The sequence below is a fragment of the Dermatophilus congolensis genome, from assembly GCF_900447215.1.
GTDB lineage: Bacteria > Actinomycetota > Actinomycetes > Actinomycetales > Dermatophilaceae > Dermatophilus > Dermatophilus congolensis_A.
On record NZ_UFYA01000001.1, the window covers coordinates 2061839 to 2079161 of the forward strand.

The following is a 17323-nucleotide window of genomic DNA, read 5'->3' on the forward strand; positions in this document are numbered from 1 at the left end:
TGTAAGCCTCCGAGGTGTCGGTGCGCAGATTCATCGGTGCGGCAGCGAAACTGAGCCTACGGTGAAGGCATGACAACGCCGCTGCTCACCGCCACCGGACTCCATCGCCGTTACGGCCATTCGACCAACGGTTTCGAGGCCGTCCGCGGTATCGATCTACACGTTGATCCGGGTGAAATCTTCGCTCTTCTGGGCACTAACGGCGCTGGAAAAACCTCGACGATGGAGCTCCTTGAAGGGATGGCGCGCCCTTCTGCTGGCACGGTGCGTATTGCCGGGCTTGATCCCTTCACTGAGCGCCGACGTTTGCGTCCGCATCTGGGGATCGTGCTACAGCACGCGGGATTCTCTGGTGACTTAACTGTGGCTGAGACCGCTCGCATGTGGGCTGGGACGATGGCAGCCCCACGGCCCATCGACGAGGCACTAGCCCTGGTTGACATGTTCGATCGCCGTGCCGTCCTAGTGCAGAGCTTGTCTGGTGGTGAACGGCGGCGTCTGGACCTAGCGCTGGCGATTATGGGGCGCCCGCCGCTGTTGTTCCTAGACGAGCCAACTACTGGCCTGGACCCAGAGAGCCGCCACCGGGCCTGGGATGTTCTTGCCCGACTCGTCGACGGTGGAACCTCGGTGGTGCTGACCACCCATTATCTAGAAGAGGCCGAGCGGCTCGCGGACCGTATCGCGATCATGCATGCCGGGCAGATCGCTACGACTGGCACCCTCGCGCAGATCGTCGCCGACCAACCCGCCACCATCACGTTCCGCACCCCGGCGGTGTCGGTGCCGCAGTTTGCTGGCGTCCACATGTCTGTGGACGGGCCGCGCACGGTGCTGCATACCCACAACCTGCAGCCTGATCTTGCCCGCCTACTCGCGTGGGCCGGTGAGGACATCGTCCTGGAGGATCTGCGTGCTAATGCGGCATCGCTGGAGCAAACATTCCTCACCATCGCTGGTTCTACCTCTTCACCTCATCATGAGGCAGCCGCCTAGGCCCCACCGGGCACGCACTCACCGCCTTGGGTAGGTCGCATCGGTGTGCTGCTGCGACACCGATGCGGGGGCACAGCCATCGATCTCACGGCAAAACCTTGGGGTTTCAACACCGTATTCGTTTTACTCACGACTCGTTTCAGGAGACAAGATCATGACTTCCAGCACTTGCGGGGCTTCAAGTGGCTCGGCGCTGCCTTCGGAGCATTTTCGCCAAAGCACGTTGGCCTCGCCGTGGCGGCAGATGCTCGCCCTAGCCGGATCGGAATGGCGGCTGCTGTTGCGGAACAAGGTGGCGCTTATCAACACGATCGCGGCCCCTGGTCTGCTGGTTTTTATGTTTGCTTCGTTACCAGCATCACGGGAGCTGGGGCTGGCGCGCATGGCCCCAGTGGTCCTTCTGGGAATGGTGTTGACATTCGTCGTCTACTACACGCTGGTGACGTCACTGGTGGCACGGCGTGAGTCTTATGTGTTGCAGCGGTTGCGGACAGGCGAGGCCTCGGATGTGACGATCCTGGCTGGGTTGGCGCTGCCGTTTGCTCTGATCGCGGCGGCGCAGACATTACTGAGCGTGCTCGGTGTGGGTGTGTTCCTCGGTGTCGGGATACCTGCCAACGTGGGGTTGATCGCAGTTGCCATTGTTTTGGGCACGTTCGTGTGGGCGATGTTAGGTATTGCCTCGACGGGGATGACTCGCAGCGTTGAGCATGCCCAGATCACAACAATGCCGCTGATTCTCGTCGCGATACTGTTCTCCGGAATGTCGTTTCCGCTGACGTTTTTGCCTGAGGCACTGCAGATACTGGCGAGCCTGACCCCGATGCATCCGGCGCTCGACCTCATGCGTCTGGGCATGGTTGGGGTTGATGCTCACGGAGCTCAGCTCGATCTCGTCGGCACGTTCGCTGCTGCGGTCAAGCCGTTGCTCATTCTCTTGGGGTGGGTTGTGCTCTCCGGGTGGGCAGCACGGCGCTATTTGCGGTGGCAGCCGCGCCGCTAACCGCACCCACCAGGCATGATCGATTCCATGAGCAGCGACAACCCCCCGGCCGCCCGACCCTCCGATGCAAGGGTGCGAGCGGCCGGGGCGGGCGAGACAACCCAAGCTGGAGGCGAGGCAGGCGCGACGCGGCCGGAGGCGGACCTTGTCGGTCCCCGCAGCGAACGTGACCTGCACCGTTTCGAGGCGCTCTGCCGTTGGTCGCTACATTTCATGCTCTTCGTTTGTGCCGTGCCCATGACCACCAAGATGCGGATGGCGGTCGTTGAGATGAGCGGTGCCCCAGGGCCGCTGCTGGGCAATATTGCCCTGGCAGTGGTGGCCGCGTGGGGTGTCTCCTCGTCATGGGTGCTCGACCGGGCCTGTCGGGAACGGTCGGTGCGCAGGCCACTCCTATCGGTGTGGGTAGTGACGTCGCTACTGGTGACGGTGGGAGCGGCCGCGCTGGCGCCACGCAGTGTCATCTACAGTGAGGGCGCGGGGGCGCTCATCGCGTTGGGGCCGTTGGGGTTGGCCGCGAATGTCGGCGTGTTGGTGGTGCTCATCTCGTGGGGGCGGGCCGCGGTAGTGGCCGTCGCGGGGATGGGGGTACTCGGCGCGGTGTACACGCTCGGGCCGCCGCAGTTGGGCGTGGCGGGGACTGTGGCGATGCTGATAATGACGATGTGGCTCTGTGTCAGCAGCATCCCCATGGCCATGTCGACGCGGTGGATGATCGACGTGGTGCGGCGTCTGTGGCGGTCGCGGCAGGTGGCAGCTGACTTAGCCGTCGCGCAGGAGCGCCTGCGATTCTCGCGTGACTTGCACGATGTGTTCGGGCGGACCCTGTCAACGGTGACCATCAAGAGTGAACTGGCGGCAGAACTCGCACGCCGCGGCGACGAGCGCGCCGTGGCCGAAATGGAGGCCGTCCGCAAGATCGCGCAAACCGCTCTCGCCGAGGTCCGTGGCCTGGTACGGGGGTATCGCCGGATCGACCTCGAAAACGAACTCGCCGGCGCTAGAAGCATATTGCGGGCTGCAGGGCTGACACCGATCGTGTCAGGTGCGGTCGAGGAGATCACGGCGCATCTCTCACCGGAGGCAGCCGAAGCCCTCGCGTGGGTGGTTCGGGAGGGTCTGACCAACGTCCTCCGACACGGTCGTGGTGGGTCGGTGCGCATCAACCTCTTCACCGACGAACACGGCTGCGGCGTCGCTATCGAAAATAACGTCTGCGGTGTCACGAGCAATGGCACCGGAGCTGGACTCCTCGGATTGCGTGAACGGGTCGAGGCCGTCGGCGGGGCCCTCCACGTGGAGGCACAGGCCGGAGCGTTTCATCTCACCGCCCGTATCCCCCAGATGCTCGGAGCGGCGACTTCGTCACCGGCGATGTCGCCATGAGCAGGCGGAAACCGACGCGTCAAATGCGAGATGATCCTGGATGCTGCTGCTCAGATGTCGAGAAAGAGGGGCCACGATCGTGTGAGTGGTTCGGGCTGGGGAGGTCGGAATGATCCGGTTGTTGTTGGCCGATGACGAGAACATGTTCCGCGACGCGTTGGCGACACTTCTCGGCCTGCAAGAGGATTTGGTGGTGGTGGCGCAGGCGGCCTCGGGGCCAGAGGCGATCGCCATGGCTTGCAGTCACGAAGTCGATGTCGCTGTGCTGGACCTTCAGATGCCGGGCGCGGACGGTATCGCGGTTGCAGAGTCGCTGCTCGGTGGGGATCGTCCGGTGGCGTGTCTCATCGTCACCAGCCACGGCCGCCCGGGATACCTCAAGCGGGCGTTGGAGTTGGGCGTACGGGGGTTTCTACCCAAGACCGCGTCGGCGAATGTGCTGGCTGAGGCCATCCGCGCTGTCCACCGCGGCGGGCGCTACGTTGATCCAGAACTCGCCGCGGATGCCATTGCTGCTGGCGCTAACCCCCTCTCACCGCGCGAGGCCGATGTTCTCGAACTCGCTGCTCAGGGCGCTCCTGTGGACGAGATCGCTGCCCGTGCCCACCTGTCACCCGGCACCGTGCGGAACTACCTGTCGGCAGCTGTGGCAAAAACTGGCGCCGCGAATCGGCACGAAGCCGTCCACCTCGCCCAAGAGCGAGGTTGGATCTGACCCGCTCAAGCGAAGGATGGGTCACTGAGCGGTTTGATAGGCGTTGAGGTAGGAGTCTTCGCCGCGGCGTTGCAGGGCGAGGAGCTCACCGTAAACACCGCCGGTTTGCGCGAGCTCTGTGGGGGTGCCGATCTCGTCAACGTGCCCCGATTTGAGAGTGACGATGCGGTCCACCCCCGCGATCGTTGAAAGACGGTGCGCGATCACCAAAGAGGTTCGCCCAGCCATCAGCTCTTCCAATCCAGCCTGAACAGCCCGCTCAGAGCGGGTATCCAAGGCGCTGGTGGCCTCGTCCAACACAAGCACCGAGGCTTCTTTGAGCATGGCTCGCGCTACCGCGATGCGTTGTTTCTGCCCACCAGAAAGTTTCAGGCCTCGTTCGCCGATCATTGCGTCGAATTTTCCGTCAAGTTTTTCTACAAACTCGGCAGCGTTAGCGCGAGCCGTGGCCTGGGCCAGGTCGGTGTGGCTGGCGTTGGGTAGGCCGTAGCGAATATTTTCACCGACAGTGTCTGAGAACAACGATGGGTCTTGGAACACGATCGATATGCGTTTGCGTAGTTCGTCGTGCGGCATAGAGGCGATGTCAATGCCTTGCAGTCGGATGTGCCCTGAACGTAGTGGATAAAGCCCAAGCAGCAGGTTGACCAGTGTTGTTTTACCACCACCGGATTCGCTGACGAGTGCGACTTTCTCTCCTGGTTTGATGTCGAATGTGACGTCGGTGAGTACATCAGGGCCATCGCCGTACCCGAAGTGCACGTGGTCGAACTCCAAAACCGGCGCATCGCTAGAGCGTTCAGGCACCACTGGGAGAGCCGCGGGAGAGGATACTTCAGTGGAGTTCATCACCCGGAAGTAGTCCTCGGAGCCAGCGACAGCGCGCTGGGCGGTGTCCAGAACCCAGCTCAACATTTCTACCGGTGTGCGGGCCATCGTGATCAGTTGGATGAGCAGCACCATGTCACCGACGGTGAAATGACCTTGCAGGGTGCGCCAAAAAATCAGCAGGTACATGAGGGAGAACACCAGGTTCAGTACTGCGCGGCGGAGCAGGTCCATGCAGTGCCAGTGTTTGGACTGTGCCTGCGTGGTGGCGTGTGTGGCGTCGAAGTGCCCGGTGAAGGTGTCTAGCTCGTGTTTTTCCCGCACGAAGGAGCGCACTACCCGGATTTGTCCGATAACTTCGGCGAACCGGCCACCGGCAATATCGACGTGTGTATTTTTCTCGCCTTCAAGTTTCTGCCATTTTTTGGACGTTAATCCGGTCAGCCATACATACACCGGGAACACGATCGCCAGCAGCACGGCCAGGGGCCAGTAGTAGATCGCGCTGATCACGAACACTGCCGCGGTTTGCAGCAGCATCGCGAAGAACGTGTTGGCCATTGCTTTCATGAAGTTGGAGATCTCGGTGATGGAGCGGTTCAGGCGCGAGACGATGGTTCCGGTCATCTCCGAGTCAAACCACGACTGGGGAAGCCGCAGCAGCTTGTCAAGGTACCGCGTCGACATGAGTGCACGGATCGAGTTTGATAGCAGGTCACCGGAGTAGCCGCCGATGTTTGAGGCGACGGTGGCGATTAGTTGCGTGCCTAGGATCCCGGCTACGAGCCACCCGACGGTCGGCATGACTTCGTTACCTGAACTGTCTTTGACTGCGTTAACGATGACGTCCGTGGCGCGCCCCACGAGGAATGGTGTGGCGATCCCAGCTGCCGCGGTCAGCAATGCTGTTACAACAACGACGACGTAGTACCGCCGCAGTGACGATGTGAACCGCACGATCGCTCGCAGTGACGCGAAGGTTCCTGTCGGGGTAGGTACTGGTTCTGTGGGCCGAGCAGCAGGCATGAATATCCTCACCAGACAGAAAAAAAGGGGGATTGATTGGTGCCCCATAACGTAAAAAGGGGCGAGGCACACGAACTATACGGAAAGTCTGGGAGCATGCCACTGAACTCCCAAACGCCAATAGATTCGTTACAGGGTGCGGCGAGCGCTGAACACAGGGCGTTGGAGGGGGCCGATGAGGTGAGGAAGGTGTCCTAGGAGCACAACTGCCCACCCAAAGGACCAGATCATCCCGGAGGTGGGAGTAAATCCGGCGAGACGGACAGGCACCGCGGCCATGAGGATGGCGAATCCGATCACGGATGCGGCGCGGGGGTGTAGGCGGCGGTCACCCCGGCGGGCTGAAGTGCGAGCCATGACGGTGACGATCAGTCCGGTCAGGGCCCCCATGGTTAGGGTGTGGGAGGCGGTGATGGACCATACCGGTGGTGGTGGGAGTGGCCAGTTGGTTGGTAGTCGTGTCCATCCCCACAGGATGAGGCCGATGGGTAGCCAGGCGTAGGCGATGAGGGTGAGCGCGGCCAGGCAGTCGTAGCGGGCGTATTGCAGGCGCCAGGTTGTCATGTGTGCTGCCAGTATCACTCCTGCCAGGCACGTCAAGGCTGCTGAAAGAGCGGTACCAGTGATCAGGACAGCTATCCCTAACGGTATGAGGATCGGCAGCCTGGCCCATGCTGGTAGTGGTGTGCTTGGTAATCCGAGGCGTTGGCCTGCGGAGTTGAGGAATGCGGGAACCATGCGCCCGCCTACTCCGGTCAGGAGCAGCGCGAACATGCTCACGGCGATTTCGGGCATGATTCCAGGTTTTTCGCCGGTCATGATGGCTGATCCGAACCATCCGCTGACTGCTCCGGCAGCAGCGCAAAAACCCAAGACTGCGCATGGGTATGGGCCGATGCGGCGTGGTCCGCGTCGTGAACGGTGTAGGTCGCGCACCACGAGAGCCACGGTCCACCATAGGGGCGCGGCCAAAAACACAGCGTAGAGCAGACGCGGCAGTGTTCCTGGGGGCGCGAGCATCACTGCTCGCGCGATGACCCATAGTGTGGCAAGTACTGCTACGGGCCAGCAGCGGCTAGGGGCTAGGCATGTCCAGCTTGATTGGGCGGTTGGTACGTAGGAGGCGAGCGCTCCTGATCCCATGGCGAAGATCATTTCGTGGTCGTGCCATCCGTATGGCAGCCATGATGCGTTCTGTATCCATAGCGGTATGACTATTGCTGCCCACAGGCATAGCAGTAGATAGGGGATGCGGCTGGATGCTGCCCATGGGCCGGTGTTGGGCCATGTGGTTGGTTTGGGGGTCAAGGGGGCGGGGCCCGTGACGTTCACAGTTGTGATTGTTGCAGTTTTTGTTTTGTGCGTTGGGGTGCCGGTTGTGGGTTTGTGCTGGTGGGGTGTGTTTTTACCCACCATTGTGTCTGTGCGGTCAGGTCGTGGATGTGGTGTCGGTGAGGTCACTGACCATGTGTGAGGCCAGCGAGTGCGCGGACGGTGTCGATGGTGTCGATGTGGACAGCGGTTTTGTCGTGGCGGTAGCGCAGTACTCGCGCGAATCGTAGGGCCAGCCCTGCGGGGTAGCGTGTTGACTGTTGGAGACCGTCAAATGCGATCTCCACTACTTGTTCTGGGCGTAGGTGAACTACGTAGCCTTCTCGCTGGGTTTCCAGTTCAAGGAACCGGGTGGTTTGCCAGTCCAGCATTTCGTCTGTCATGCCTTTGAATGTTTTACCGAGCATGACAAACCCGTCAGCTCCATCACTGGCGCCCAGGTGGATATTGGACAGTTTCCCGCTGCGACGTCCGCTGCCCCACTCCACAGCAAGAACAACAAGTTCGAGGGTGTGCCGGGGTTTGACTTTGATCCAGCCTGCGCCGCGGCGTCCGGCTGCATACGGGGCTTCTAGATTTTTCACCACTACGCCTTCGTGTCCGGCCTCGATCTGCGCAGCGAAGAACTCTGCGGCCTTTTCGGCGTGGTCGGTGATCACACGCGGAACCAGGTGTGCCTCATCGACGAGTGCGGTGAGTTGCTCGATACGTTCTTTGGCGGGGAGGTCGAGCAGGTCGTGCCCGTCGCGGTGCAGTACATCGAACACGAACGTCGACACGGGTGTATTGGCTGCCAGCGTTGCGGGGTCGTTACGGCTGGCGGTGCGGGCAGCGGTGACCTGAAACGGGTGTGGTCGCCCGTCAGGGCGCAGCGCGATAGCTTCGGCGTCGAATACTGCCTGCTGGGCTGGGATCGCAGCGATCACCTCAACGACCTCCGGTAGCCGGTCCGTGATGTCGTCGAGGGATCGCGTGAACAACCGCACCTCGTCACGGTTTTTCTGTGCCTGTAGCCGGATTCCATCAAGTTTGCGTTCTACCGTGACCTGTTTTCCCTCGCCTGCTTGCTGCACAGCTTCAGCAACGTCTGGGGCTGAAGCTGCGAGCATCGGCATCAGTGGGCGCCCCACAACCAGGCCGACACGTTCTAATGCCTGCACCCCACCAACGAGGGCGTCTTCGACCACCGCTGCTGAAGACCCTGCGAGCATCACGGCACGACGCACCGCATCCACCGGCACGTCCGCGGCGGCAGCGATAGCTGTTTGCAGGACCCCGTCCAGCGCTCCGTGCCGTACCTGACCGGTGAATAAGCCACGCAGCAGGCGTTGCTCGTCAGCTGTGGCGCGTGCGAACAGGTCGGTCAGCATTTCTTTACGGCGTGCGCCTGACCCGGACCCGCTGAGGGCAGCAATGTCGGCGATGATCGCGTCAACATCGGCCACTTGCAGTGTGTCTGTGGCTGCGGGGGCGGGCAGGTTACTCAGCGATCGAGCCCCCACTCCGGTGCGGCGCTGCGGTAACGACCCTGACAGGTAATGCGCCACGAGCCGTGCCTCTCCTGGCTTGGCTAGGTGCAGGGCGTGAGCAACCGCTTCGACTTTGGCGGTGCGTGACCGGGTGGCAGATATCTGCTGGGAGGTGGCCACGACCTGGGAGAACTTCATGCCTTTCAGCATGGCAGCGGCCATCACCAATACCTGACACTCTTAGATTCATCGAGTTATGTTGCCGTTCAAGGATTCCCGAACATATCTGCTGGCGGTCAGGTAGGTGGGGATGACCGTGGATCTACCTCGTTCCCTTTCCCAAAAACCATGCCAATCGCTCTGATCCAGCTCCTACAGTGAGCACGTGAACCCAACCACACCTGCACGCCTGACCCAATACGCTCACGGCGGCGGCTGCGCATGCAAAATCCCACCCAACGAACTCGAAACCATGGTTGCTGGGCTCACCGGAAAAACCGACCCAGCTCTGGTCGTGGGCCTGGACCACGGTGATGACGCCGCCGCCGTCCTGATCGACCCCTCTAGCCCTACTGTCGCGATCTCCACTACTGACTTTTTCACCCCCGTCGTCGATGACCCTTACGACTGGGGCCGCATCGCCGCAGCCAATGCTCTGTCTGATATCTACGCCATGGGGGGCACCCCAATCCTGGCTATCAACCTGCTTGGCTGGCCGCGCGACATTCTTCCTACCGATATTGCTACTGAAGTGCTCCGCGGAGGCTTTGCGGTGTGCAACCGCGCCGGCACTCCCCTAGCTGGTGGCCACTCCATCGATAACCCCGAACCTATCTACGGGCTGGCTGTCACTGGTATCGGGGACAGCAACCAACTCCTGCGCAACGATGCCGCCAAAGCAGGCCTTCCCATCTCGATCACCAAACCCCTTGGGGTTGGCATCCTCAATAACCGTCACAAAACCACCGGGGAGGTGTTTCCTCACGCCATCAACACCATGGTGCAGCTCAACGACGCAGCATCCAGGGCAGCTCTCACCGCTGGAATCACCGCAGCGACTGACATCACCGGGTTCGGGTTGCTGGGGCATCTGCACAAAATGGCTCGCGCCTCTGGCGTTTCTGCCCGGATCGACCCCAGCGCGGTCCCTTACCTCGAGGGTGCCCGTCAGTCTTTGGCTGATGGGTTTATTCCCGGTGGCAGTCGTCGCAATCTGGACTGGGTTCGCCCGCACCTGCGCACCGGTTTACCTGAAGAAGAACTGCTGCTGTTGGCGGACGCCCAAACATCTGGCGGGCTGCTTTTAGCTGGAGAGATACCTGGCGCCACCGTCATCGGTGAATTCATCCCCCGCACTAGTAGCACCATTCACACTTAGTGACTTCGTGTGCAACATCCACCCATGCCATCGGACTGGGCCCTGTGCGGTTACGTATCGTGCCATAGCACAGGCTCAGCATGGCAGGAAGTCTTCTCTATGAACAACCGCAACTATCACGGCAACGCCGACTGGGAAACCGGCCCGCTGCCAACGCAACCAGTCGCTACGGATGCTTCACCGCCTACCCCTTACGTGTACCGCACTACAGGCAAAGATCGTTTTGTCCGGGTTCTTCTCGTGGTCAGTTTGCTGCTGCACGTGGTCACGCTGGCGATTATCGGTTTTGTTGCCGTCACTGTTTTAACTCTGGCTCAACAGGTTTCGGCGACGTTGACCGGAATCAGCAATGTCACCAAAAATCTCCAAGACACCCAGAAAAATCTTGGTGACCGTCTCGGGAAACTTGGTGATTCAGTTCCCCGAGCCACTGACTTGCCCACGATTCCCGACGTTGACCCCAGTGACATCCCTGTCATTGGCAAAGTCTGCGAAATCGTGGGCTGCTAAGTTTTCTTTCGCTGTGGCTATATGTGAAAGAAATACCGGTCAGTATTTAGCCAGCACCGTTTCGAAGGTGTTCGCTGCAGAAACCAGCTGAGACATGTCTTCTTTAGCGATATCTTTACCGTTGATACGCACCGCAGGTGTGCTTGTCACCTGCATTCTCGCGCTCATTTCGTCACTCTTTTTGACGTAGTCGACGTATTTTTTCTTGGAGACGCATTTTTCGAACCGGTCAAGGGCTTCACCTTTGACACCCGCACCTTGAGCCAACTTGGTGAACAGGTCGTCGGGGAATCCTTGCCCTTCTACCTCGGGCTGATTCACGAAAATACCGTGTGCAACCTGCGGGTACACGCCTTCATCTGCTGCGCAGTAGGCGGCGTTCGCGGCGGCGTGGGATGGGCCTTTTTCACCTCGACGCATGTTTTCGTCGAGGAATTTCATGTGGTGTTCGACGAGCTGGATTTTTCCTTCTTTGGCGAGCTTGTTCATTGCTTCGCCATTAAATTTCGCTAGATGCCCACAGAAGGGGCATTGGAAATCGGTGAATACTTCAACTTTCGGTGCGCCGTCGGCAAGTTTCACGCCGGGGAACGCGTTGAGTCCGCCATTAGCGTCACCGCCTTTAGGCACACCTGCGCTGTTCACTGTGGACTGCGAGCCTTGCGAACCACTACTTACCTGCCACACACCCACCACAATCAGTGCCGCGACAACAAGCAACGCGACAATAACCGCTGGCCCGGGGCCGCGTCGTTTAGGTGCTGCTGCCGCAATTTTGGCCGCTCGGTCCGCTTTCGTCATGCCGTGTCCTTTCGCCGCGAGCAGAGCTGCCCGTCAAACGAACTCTATTGCAGAGTGGTTCCGAGGTGTTTCACCGTGCATGAACACGCAGTCAGGTCATGCCGAGGGCGAAAATATTTCGGTTCTGTTGCCTGAAATTTAGATGGCGATGTCTTGCCCTGGCTGGGTGACACCCATTCCTTCGGTTTGTCTAGCAGCGGCACGGCGACGTTGCGGGCGCACCGTGTAGATGGGGTCTTGCGCAGAGGTGATCCCTGCTGAGACCACTGCGAAACGTGTACATGCCGAACCTGCCATCAACGCCAGCCCCGAGACTGCAGCACCTAGCCTGCCTCGCCCACACAGCACCGCGCCGATCCCGCCAGCAACAGTGAGAACCCGTGCTGCTGTGTGCAACCGGCCACTGGCGCCTTCATGGAGAGGCTGTCCTTCTTCACCGAGGCGGCGTTCCATCGCCACATCGGCACCAGCTTCCACGCCCGCAGCTATGGCCGCGAGCTGACGAACCGGCGCGGTCTGCGCTGGGTTGGTCGTCACCATGGCCATGCCGCACCCGGCGGCGGTGGCTGAAGCAACAAAGAGGAAGGGCAGCTCCCGGTACGCCTGGTTCCACAAGGGGACGGCTGTGTCAGCCAACAGCACGGCTGTGTAGGCCGCCAGGGGCGGGGAGAAGAACGCGGTTCCGGCACTCATCAGCGGATCGAAAAAGTCCAACACCATGAGCAGCGCAGATTTTTCATGCGCCTTGGCCAGTACCAGCGGCGCTTCGGTGGGTGGAACTAAGCCACGGGAGTGTTCCGCAGCATATTGGGCTGAGCCGCTCACCGCTTGCACGAGCGATTTCAGCATGTTGGGCTCGCTCGAGGCCAGAGCTGGCCTACCAAGCTCGGTCATCACAGCACCACCGGCGAACGTGGAAAATCCGACCAGAATCCATGATCCGACGCTCATCGGCGAGGTCAGTTTCACGGTGCGCATCATGTTGAGGAACCGTTCGGGGCGTCCCAGGTCAACCACGAGCGCTGCCCCGCCTGCAGCCGCAGCAGCGATCGCTGCCAGGCGTGCGTTGCGACGCAGCTCGAAACGGCCAGTCAGGTGGGCGCCAGCTCCGATCAGACCAGAGGCACCAGCTAGGCCACCGAGGAAGAGGTAGGCGGGGATTTCTTTTTTCCACGGCGGTGGTTTGACGATGTTGCGGCCGTAATAGCTACCGAATTGAGCTTCGGGGACTGTGGCGTTGGGGTCTGCTCCACGACGTTTTTTCCGGCGGCCGCCTCGATGCTGCGGGGTGGGTGGGCGTACTTCGTCGAAGGGGTTTGTTGTCACGTCTCATGCCCCTTTGTTCAGTGACCCGTTGCCCGCGAATACTGCCAGCGCGATACCGATCATGGCGGTTCCGGCGATGCCTGCCTTAGTGAACATCTCTGACAGGTGCCTGGTTGGTACGACTGGGTCTGGTGGCAGTCCGTATGCCTCGGGTTCGTCCATGAGGAGGAATACTGAGCCGGTGCCGCCGACTCCATCGTGAGGGTTAGCGCCGTAGAGGCGTGCTTCTGTGCGGCCTTGTGCATGCAGGTCCGCGAGTCGTTTGCGTGCAGCTTTGACCATGTCAGCGTGGTCACCGAATTTGATGGAGGTGGTGGGGCAGGTTTGCGCGCAGGCTGGTTTTTGTCCGTCTTTGATGCGGTCGTAGCAAAGGGTGCATTTTTGGGCGACGCCGCCGTTATGAATTTTTTCTTGGATGGTGTTTCCGTCGCTGGTGGGAAGGGTGACGGTTCCGTTTTCACGGCGGCCGATGACGCCGAATGGGCAGGCTGCAACGCACATGCCACATCCGTTGCACACGTCTGCTTGCACAACGACAGTGCCGAATTCGGAGCGGAAAAGGGCACCGGTGGGGCAGACGTCGAGGCAGCCTGCGTGGGTGCAGTGTTTACACACGTCTGAGCTCATTAGCCACCGAACAGCCGGTAGGCCTTGTGGTGTGCTTTGACTGGTGTCGGCAGTGGTGTTGCTGCCGCAGCTGGATGTGGCAGCAGGTGGCGCTCCGATGGAGGGCATGCCCAGTGCTACGGCGCCGCTGGCTTTGGCTTTGGCGAGTTGTTCGGGGCCTTGTTCGATGAAGGCGACGTGTCGCCAAGTGTTGGCGCCTAGGTGTCCTGAGTTGTCGTATGAGGATCCGAGGAGTTGGTTGCCGTGTTCTTTTTCGCCGCGGGCGGGTACACGGTTCCATTCTTTGCAGGCTACTTCGCAGGCTTTGCAGCCGATGCAGATGGATGTGTCGGTGAAGAAGCCTTTGCGCGTGTTTTCGGGTTTCCACCCGGAGTCGGTGATCGGGTTGGTCGGCCCGTATAGCTGATTGCGCCAGAACCCCATCATCCCTCCTGTGTCGATGTGTGTGTGCCCGTTGTGGTGGGCGGGTTTGGTTTTCGTGGGGTGAGTTGTTCGACGAGGGTTTGGCTTGTGTCGGTGGTGAGTTGGGCTCTTCGCTGGTATTCCTGCACGAGGTCCAGGACTGCTTTTCCTTGGGGTCTGCGCCCTGGTCGGATGTCGCAGGAGCCGGCTTTGGCTTCTTGGATGTGGACGTTGGGGTCCAGTGCTAGGCCGAGGAGGTCGTTGGCGGAGTCTCCGGTGACGACGGCGTGTTCGCCTACGCCCCAGTGGTAGGGCAGGCCGATTTGGTGAACGGTGCGGCCAGCGATGCGTAGTGGTTGCACTCGGTCGGTGACGAGCACTCTGGTTTCGATGGCTGCGCGGGGGGAGATGATGGTTGCCCAGCCGCCGTTTTCAAGACCGCGTTCGTCTGCAAGTTCTCGGGAGATTTCGCAGAACATTTCGGGTTGTAGTTCGGCTAGGTAGGGCAGCCATCGGCTCATGCCGCCGGCGGTGTGGTGTTCGGTGAGCCTGTAGGTGGTGAATACGTATGGGTATACGTCGGATCCGGGGTCGCCTCCGGAGACGGCCAGGAGATTGTCTTGGCGGCGGAAGGTGACGCGGGTGGGGTTGGCTTGTTGGGGGTAGAGCGGGTTCACTACGGGTGATTCCGCGGCTTCGTAGTGGGTGGGTAGGGGGCCGTCGACGAGTCCGCGAGGTGCGTATAGCCAGGCTAAGCCGTCGGCTTGCATGATGAATGCGTCGGTGCCCTTGAGGGCTTCTACTCCGCTCGCGTCTTGGGGGGCGCGGTAGTTGGGGTGTTTGGCTACGGGGAAGTCAGGGACGTCGGGGCCGGCCCATTTGCCTGCTTGTTCGTCCCAGTAGATGTATTTTTTGCGTTCTGACCAGGGTTTTCCATCGGGTGCGGCGGAGGCGCGGTTGTAGAGGATGCGTCGGTTTGCTGGCCATGCCCAGCCCCAGTTGGGGGCGATGTAGCTGCCGTCGCGGTCGGGGACGCGGCTGGCGGCGCGGTTGATGCCGTCTGCGTAGATTCCTGCGTAGATCCAGCACCCTCCGGCGGTGGAGCCGTCAGCTTTCATTTGGGTGAAGGCTGATAGGGGTTTGCGGTGTTTTTCGCCGCCGATGTGGAATCCGTTGATTTCTGCCAGGACGGATTCGGGGTCGACTTCGCCATGTTCATCTAGGGGGTAGTCCCAGGTCAGGTCGAGTAGTGGCTTGTCGCGTGGGTCTGTTGATTCGGCGAGTTTGGCGCGGATGCGGCAGCCAAGTTGGTAGAAGAAGTCCAGTTCGCTTTGGCACTGTCCGGGGGCGTCGACTGCTTTGTGTCGCCATTGCACGAGTCGGTGTGTTTGGGTGAATGTTCCTGCTTTTTCGGCGTAGGAAGATGCTGGCAGGAAGAACACTTCGGTGCCTACTTGTTCTGGAATGATTTCGCCGGTGGCGACTTCGGGTGAGTCTTTCCAGAAGGTTGCTGTTTCGATCATTTGCAGGTCGCGCACTACTAGCCAGTCCAGTTTTGCTAGTGCGAGTCGTTGCATGCGGGCGTGTGCTGATCCCACGGCTGGGTTTTGGCCCAGGACGAAGTAGCCACTGACGTTGCCTTCGAGCATTCGCATCACGGTTTGGTAGGTGCCGTGTGGGCCGGTGAGTTTGGGCATGTAGCCGTAGGCGAAGTCGTTTTCTGCGGTGGCGTGTTCGCCCCACCAGGCTTTGAGGAGGCTGATGGTGTAGGCGTCGGCGTAGGCCCAGAAGCCTTTTTGGTCGGGTGATCCGACGGTGTTGATGTAGTCGGTGAGTGTGTCGTGTACGCCTGCTACGGGCATGGGTAGGTAGCCCGGGAGCAGGTTGAACAGGGTGGGGATGTCTGTGGATCCTTGGATGGAGGCGTGTCCGCGTAGGGCCATGATGCCCCCGCCTGGTCGTCCGATGTTTCCTAGGAGGAGTTGCAGGATTGAGGAGGTGCGGATCATTTGGGCGCCGGCGGTGTGTTGGGTCCAGCCGACTGCGTAGCAGAACGCGGTGGTGCGTTCTGGTCCTGAGTTCGCGGTGATGGATTCGGCGAGGTAGTGGAAGTCTTCGGTTGAGATGCCGCAGACTTCTTCGACCATTTCAGGTGTGTATCGGGCGTAGTGGCGTCGAAGTATGTTCAAGACGCAGTTGGGGTCTTGGAGTGTGGGGTCTTTGCGGACGTGGGCGTGTTCGAGGGTGGGACCGCCTGATCCTGCTGTTTCTGGGTGTGCGGCGTGCGATTGGTGTGCGCCTGATTCGGTTGCGTGGCCGCCGCCGCTGACGGGTTCGCCTGCGGTGCTGCAGTATCCCCATGAGCTGGTGTCGTAGTGGTTTTTGTCGGGGTCGTATCCGCTGAAGAGACCGTTGAGGTCTTCAGTGTCTTGGAAGTCGCCGTGCACGATTGACGTCGCGTTGGTGTAGGCGAGGACGTATTCCTTGAACCATAGGTCGTTGGTTAATACGTAGTTGATGAGTGCGCCGAGCAGCGCGATGTCTGATCCGGCACGGATGGGGATGTGTCGGTCTGCTTGCGCTGAGGTACGGGTGAACCGCGGGTCGACGTGGATGATCCGCGCGCCGCGCAGTTTGGCTTCGGTCACCCATTGGAAACCTACTGGGTGGCATTCAGCCATGTTGGACCCTTGAATGACGATGCAGTCGGCGTTCGCGAGGTCCTGCGTGTTTTGGGTGGCGCCGCCGCGCCCGAACGAGGCTCCCAGACCGGGAACCGTGGCGGAGTGTCAAATACGGGCTTGGTTCTCGACCTGGATTGCTCCTGCGGCTGTGAACAGTTTTTTGATGAGGTAGTTCTCTTCGTTGTCGAGTGTGGCCCCTCCGAGGGAGGCGATGCCCATGGTGCGGTGGAGGTTGTCGCGCCCGTCGGGGTGTGTTTCTTCCCAGTGTTTGGCGCGTGCGGTGATGAATCGGTCAGCGATCATGTCGATCGCGGTGTCGAGGTCGAGGTCTTCCCATTCCGTGGCGTATGGGCGGCGGTATCGCACTGTGGTGACTCGCCGGGGTGAGTTGACGAGTTGTTCGCCGGCGGATCCTTTGGGGCATAGGCGGCCGCGGTTGATTGGTGAGTCTGTGTCGCCTTCGATCTGGACGATTTTTTCGTCTTTGACGAAGATTTTCTGGCCGCAGCCCACGGCGCAGTAGGGGCAGACGCTTTGTACTACACGGTCGGCTGTGGATGTACGTGGCTGGATTGTCTCGGTGTTTTTGCTGGTAACTGCGGCTCCGCGGCCAAGGAAGTCACCAGTGACGATTTGGCGCAGTGCTGGCCAGTTCAGGGCCACTTTCCGTGCCATGTGAGCTCCTCACCACCTGGCGGGTTGGGGTGCCCGCACTTATGGCGGTCGCTGTAGCGGCCGCATAGTTTCTGATTCATCGTAGTGCGCACGGGGAGGCGATGCGGGGGTTTTCGTGAATTGGTGGTGGGGTCGGATGAGGACATCGGCTGATTTCTGCGCGCG

At 60.7% G+C, this 17323-nt stretch carries 13 protein-coding genes; 6 read left to right on the forward strand and 7 right to left on the reverse strand.

Annotation, left to right across the window (positions count from 1 at the left end):
- The first annotated feature begins 69 nt into the window (after positions 1-69).
- The 4 genes from DXZ77_RS09055 to DXZ77_RS09070 all read left to right on the forward strand — a co-directional run bounded on the left by DXZ77_RS09055 (position 70) and on the right by DXZ77_RS09070 (position 4100).
- A complete protein-coding gene (locus DXZ77_RS09055) occupies positions 70-996 on the forward strand; it encodes an ABC transporter ATP-binding protein (protein ID WP_115031559.1) in 927 nt (308 codons plus the stop codon).
- Positions 997-1150: 154 nt separating this feature from the next.
- Positions 1151-1999, forward strand: coding sequence for an ABC transporter permease (locus DXZ77_RS09060; RefSeq protein WP_115031561.1), 849 nt, complete (start codon positions 1151-1153; stop codon positions 1997-1999).
- A gap of 15 nt (positions 2000-2014) precedes the next feature.
- A complete protein-coding gene (locus tag DXZ77_RS09065; RefSeq protein ID WP_115031563.1) occupies positions 2015-3385 on the forward strand; it encodes a sensor histidine kinase in 1371 nt (456 codons plus the stop codon).
- A gap of 109 nt (positions 3386-3494) precedes the next feature.
- A complete protein-coding gene (locus DXZ77_RS09070; RefSeq protein WP_115031568.1) occupies positions 3495-4100 on the forward strand; it encodes a response regulator transcription factor in 606 nt (201 codons plus the stop codon).
- Positions 4101-4121: 21 nt separating this feature from the next.
- Here DXZ77_RS09070 and DXZ77_RS09075 read toward each other — a convergent pair whose 3' ends face one another.
- From DXZ77_RS09075 to DXZ77_RS09085, 3 genes are all read right to left on the reverse strand, one after another.
- Positions 4122-5885, reverse strand: a complete 1764-nt coding sequence (locus DXZ77_RS09075; protein WP_306747079.1) for an ABC transporter ATP-binding protein — start codon at positions 5883-5885, stop codon at positions 4122-4124.
- A gap of 198 nt (positions 5886-6083) precedes the next feature.
- Positions 6084-7286, reverse strand: a complete 1203-nt coding sequence (locus DXZ77_RS09080; RefSeq protein ID WP_181816092.1) for an NnrS family protein — start codon at positions 7284-7286, stop codon at positions 6084-6086.
- A 125-nt stretch (positions 7287-7411) separates the two neighbouring features.
- On the reverse strand, positions 7412-8953 hold the full coding sequence (locus DXZ77_RS09085; RefSeq protein WP_115032830.1) for an ATP-dependent DNA ligase: 1542 nt from the start codon (positions 8951-8953) through the stop codon (positions 7412-7414).
- 187 nt (positions 8954-9140) lie between these two features.
- On the opposite strand from DXZ77_RS09085, the gene selD reads away from it, so the two are divergent.
- Complete coding sequence (selD, locus tag DXZ77_RS09090; protein ID WP_115031574.1) at positions 9141-10133, forward strand: selenide, water dikinase SelD; 993 nt, start codon at positions 9141-9143, stop codon at positions 10131-10133.
- 99 nt (positions 10134-10232) lie between these two features.
- Positions 10233-10643: a hypothetical protein gene (locus tag DXZ77_RS09095; protein ID WP_115031576.1), complete on the forward strand. Its 411-nt coding sequence runs from the start codon at positions 10233-10235 to the stop codon at positions 10641-10643.
- 39 nt (positions 10644-10682) lie between these two features.
- Here the strand turns inward: DXZ77_RS09095 and DXZ77_RS09100 are convergent, their stop codons facing one another.
- The 4 genes from DXZ77_RS09100 to fdh form a co-directional block, all read right to left on the reverse strand.
- A complete protein-coding gene (locus DXZ77_RS09100) occupies positions 10683-11444 on the reverse strand; it encodes a DsbA family protein (RefSeq protein WP_115031578.1) in 762 nt (253 codons plus the stop codon).
- A 138-nt stretch (positions 11445-11582) separates the two neighbouring features.
- On the reverse strand, positions 11583-12770 hold the full coding sequence (gene nrfD, locus DXZ77_RS09105; protein WP_115031579.1) for an NrfD/PsrC family molybdoenzyme membrane anchor subunit: 1188 nt from the start codon (positions 12768-12770) through the stop codon (positions 11583-11585).
- Positions 12771-12773: 3 nt separating this feature from the next.
- The gene (locus tag DXZ77_RS09110) at positions 12774-13820 is read right to left on the reverse strand and encodes a 4Fe-4S dicluster domain-containing protein (protein WP_115031581.1); all 1047 of its coding nucleotides are present in this window, start codon (positions 13818-13820) and stop codon (positions 12774-12776) included.
- A complete protein-coding gene (gene fdh, locus DXZ77_RS09115; RefSeq protein WP_115031583.1) occupies positions 13820-17158 on the reverse strand; it encodes a formate dehydrogenase in 3339 nt (1112 codons plus the stop codon). The genes DXZ77_RS09110 and fdh overlap by 1 nt, the downstream gene beginning before the upstream one ends.
- Positions 17159-17323: the final 165 nt, after the last annotated feature.

Coding starts and splice junctions, on each gene's coding strand:
- DXZ77_RS09070 (WP_115031568.1), top strand. CDS start 3,495: ATGATCCGGTTGTTGTTGGCCGATGACGAGAACATGTTCCGCGACGCG.
- DXZ77_RS09085 (WP_115032830.1), bottom strand. CDS start 8,953: ATGAAGTTCTCCCAGGTCGTGGCCACCTCCCAGCAGATATCTGCCACC.
- DXZ77_RS09055 (WP_115031559.1), top strand. CDS start 70: ATGACAACGCCGCTGCTCACCGCCACCGGACTCCATCGCCGTTACGGC.
- DXZ77_RS09110 (WP_115031581.1), bottom strand. CDS start 13,820: ATGGGGTTCTGGCGCAATCAGCTATACGGGCCGACCAACCCGATCACC.
- DXZ77_RS09060 (WP_115031561.1), top strand. CDS start 1,151: ATGACTTCCAGCACTTGCGGGGCTTCAAGTGGCTCGGCGCTGCCTTCG.
- DXZ77_RS09065 (WP_115031563.1), top strand. CDS start 2,015: ATGATCGATTCCATGAGCAGCGACAACCCCCCGGCCGCCCGACCCTCC.
- DXZ77_RS09095 (WP_115031576.1), top strand. CDS start 10,233: ATGAACAACCGCAACTATCACGGCAACGCCGACTGGGAAACCGGCCCG.
- DXZ77_RS09100 (WP_115031578.1), bottom strand. CDS start 11,444: ATGACGAAAGCGGACCGAGCGGCCAAAATTGCGGCAGCAGCACCTAAA.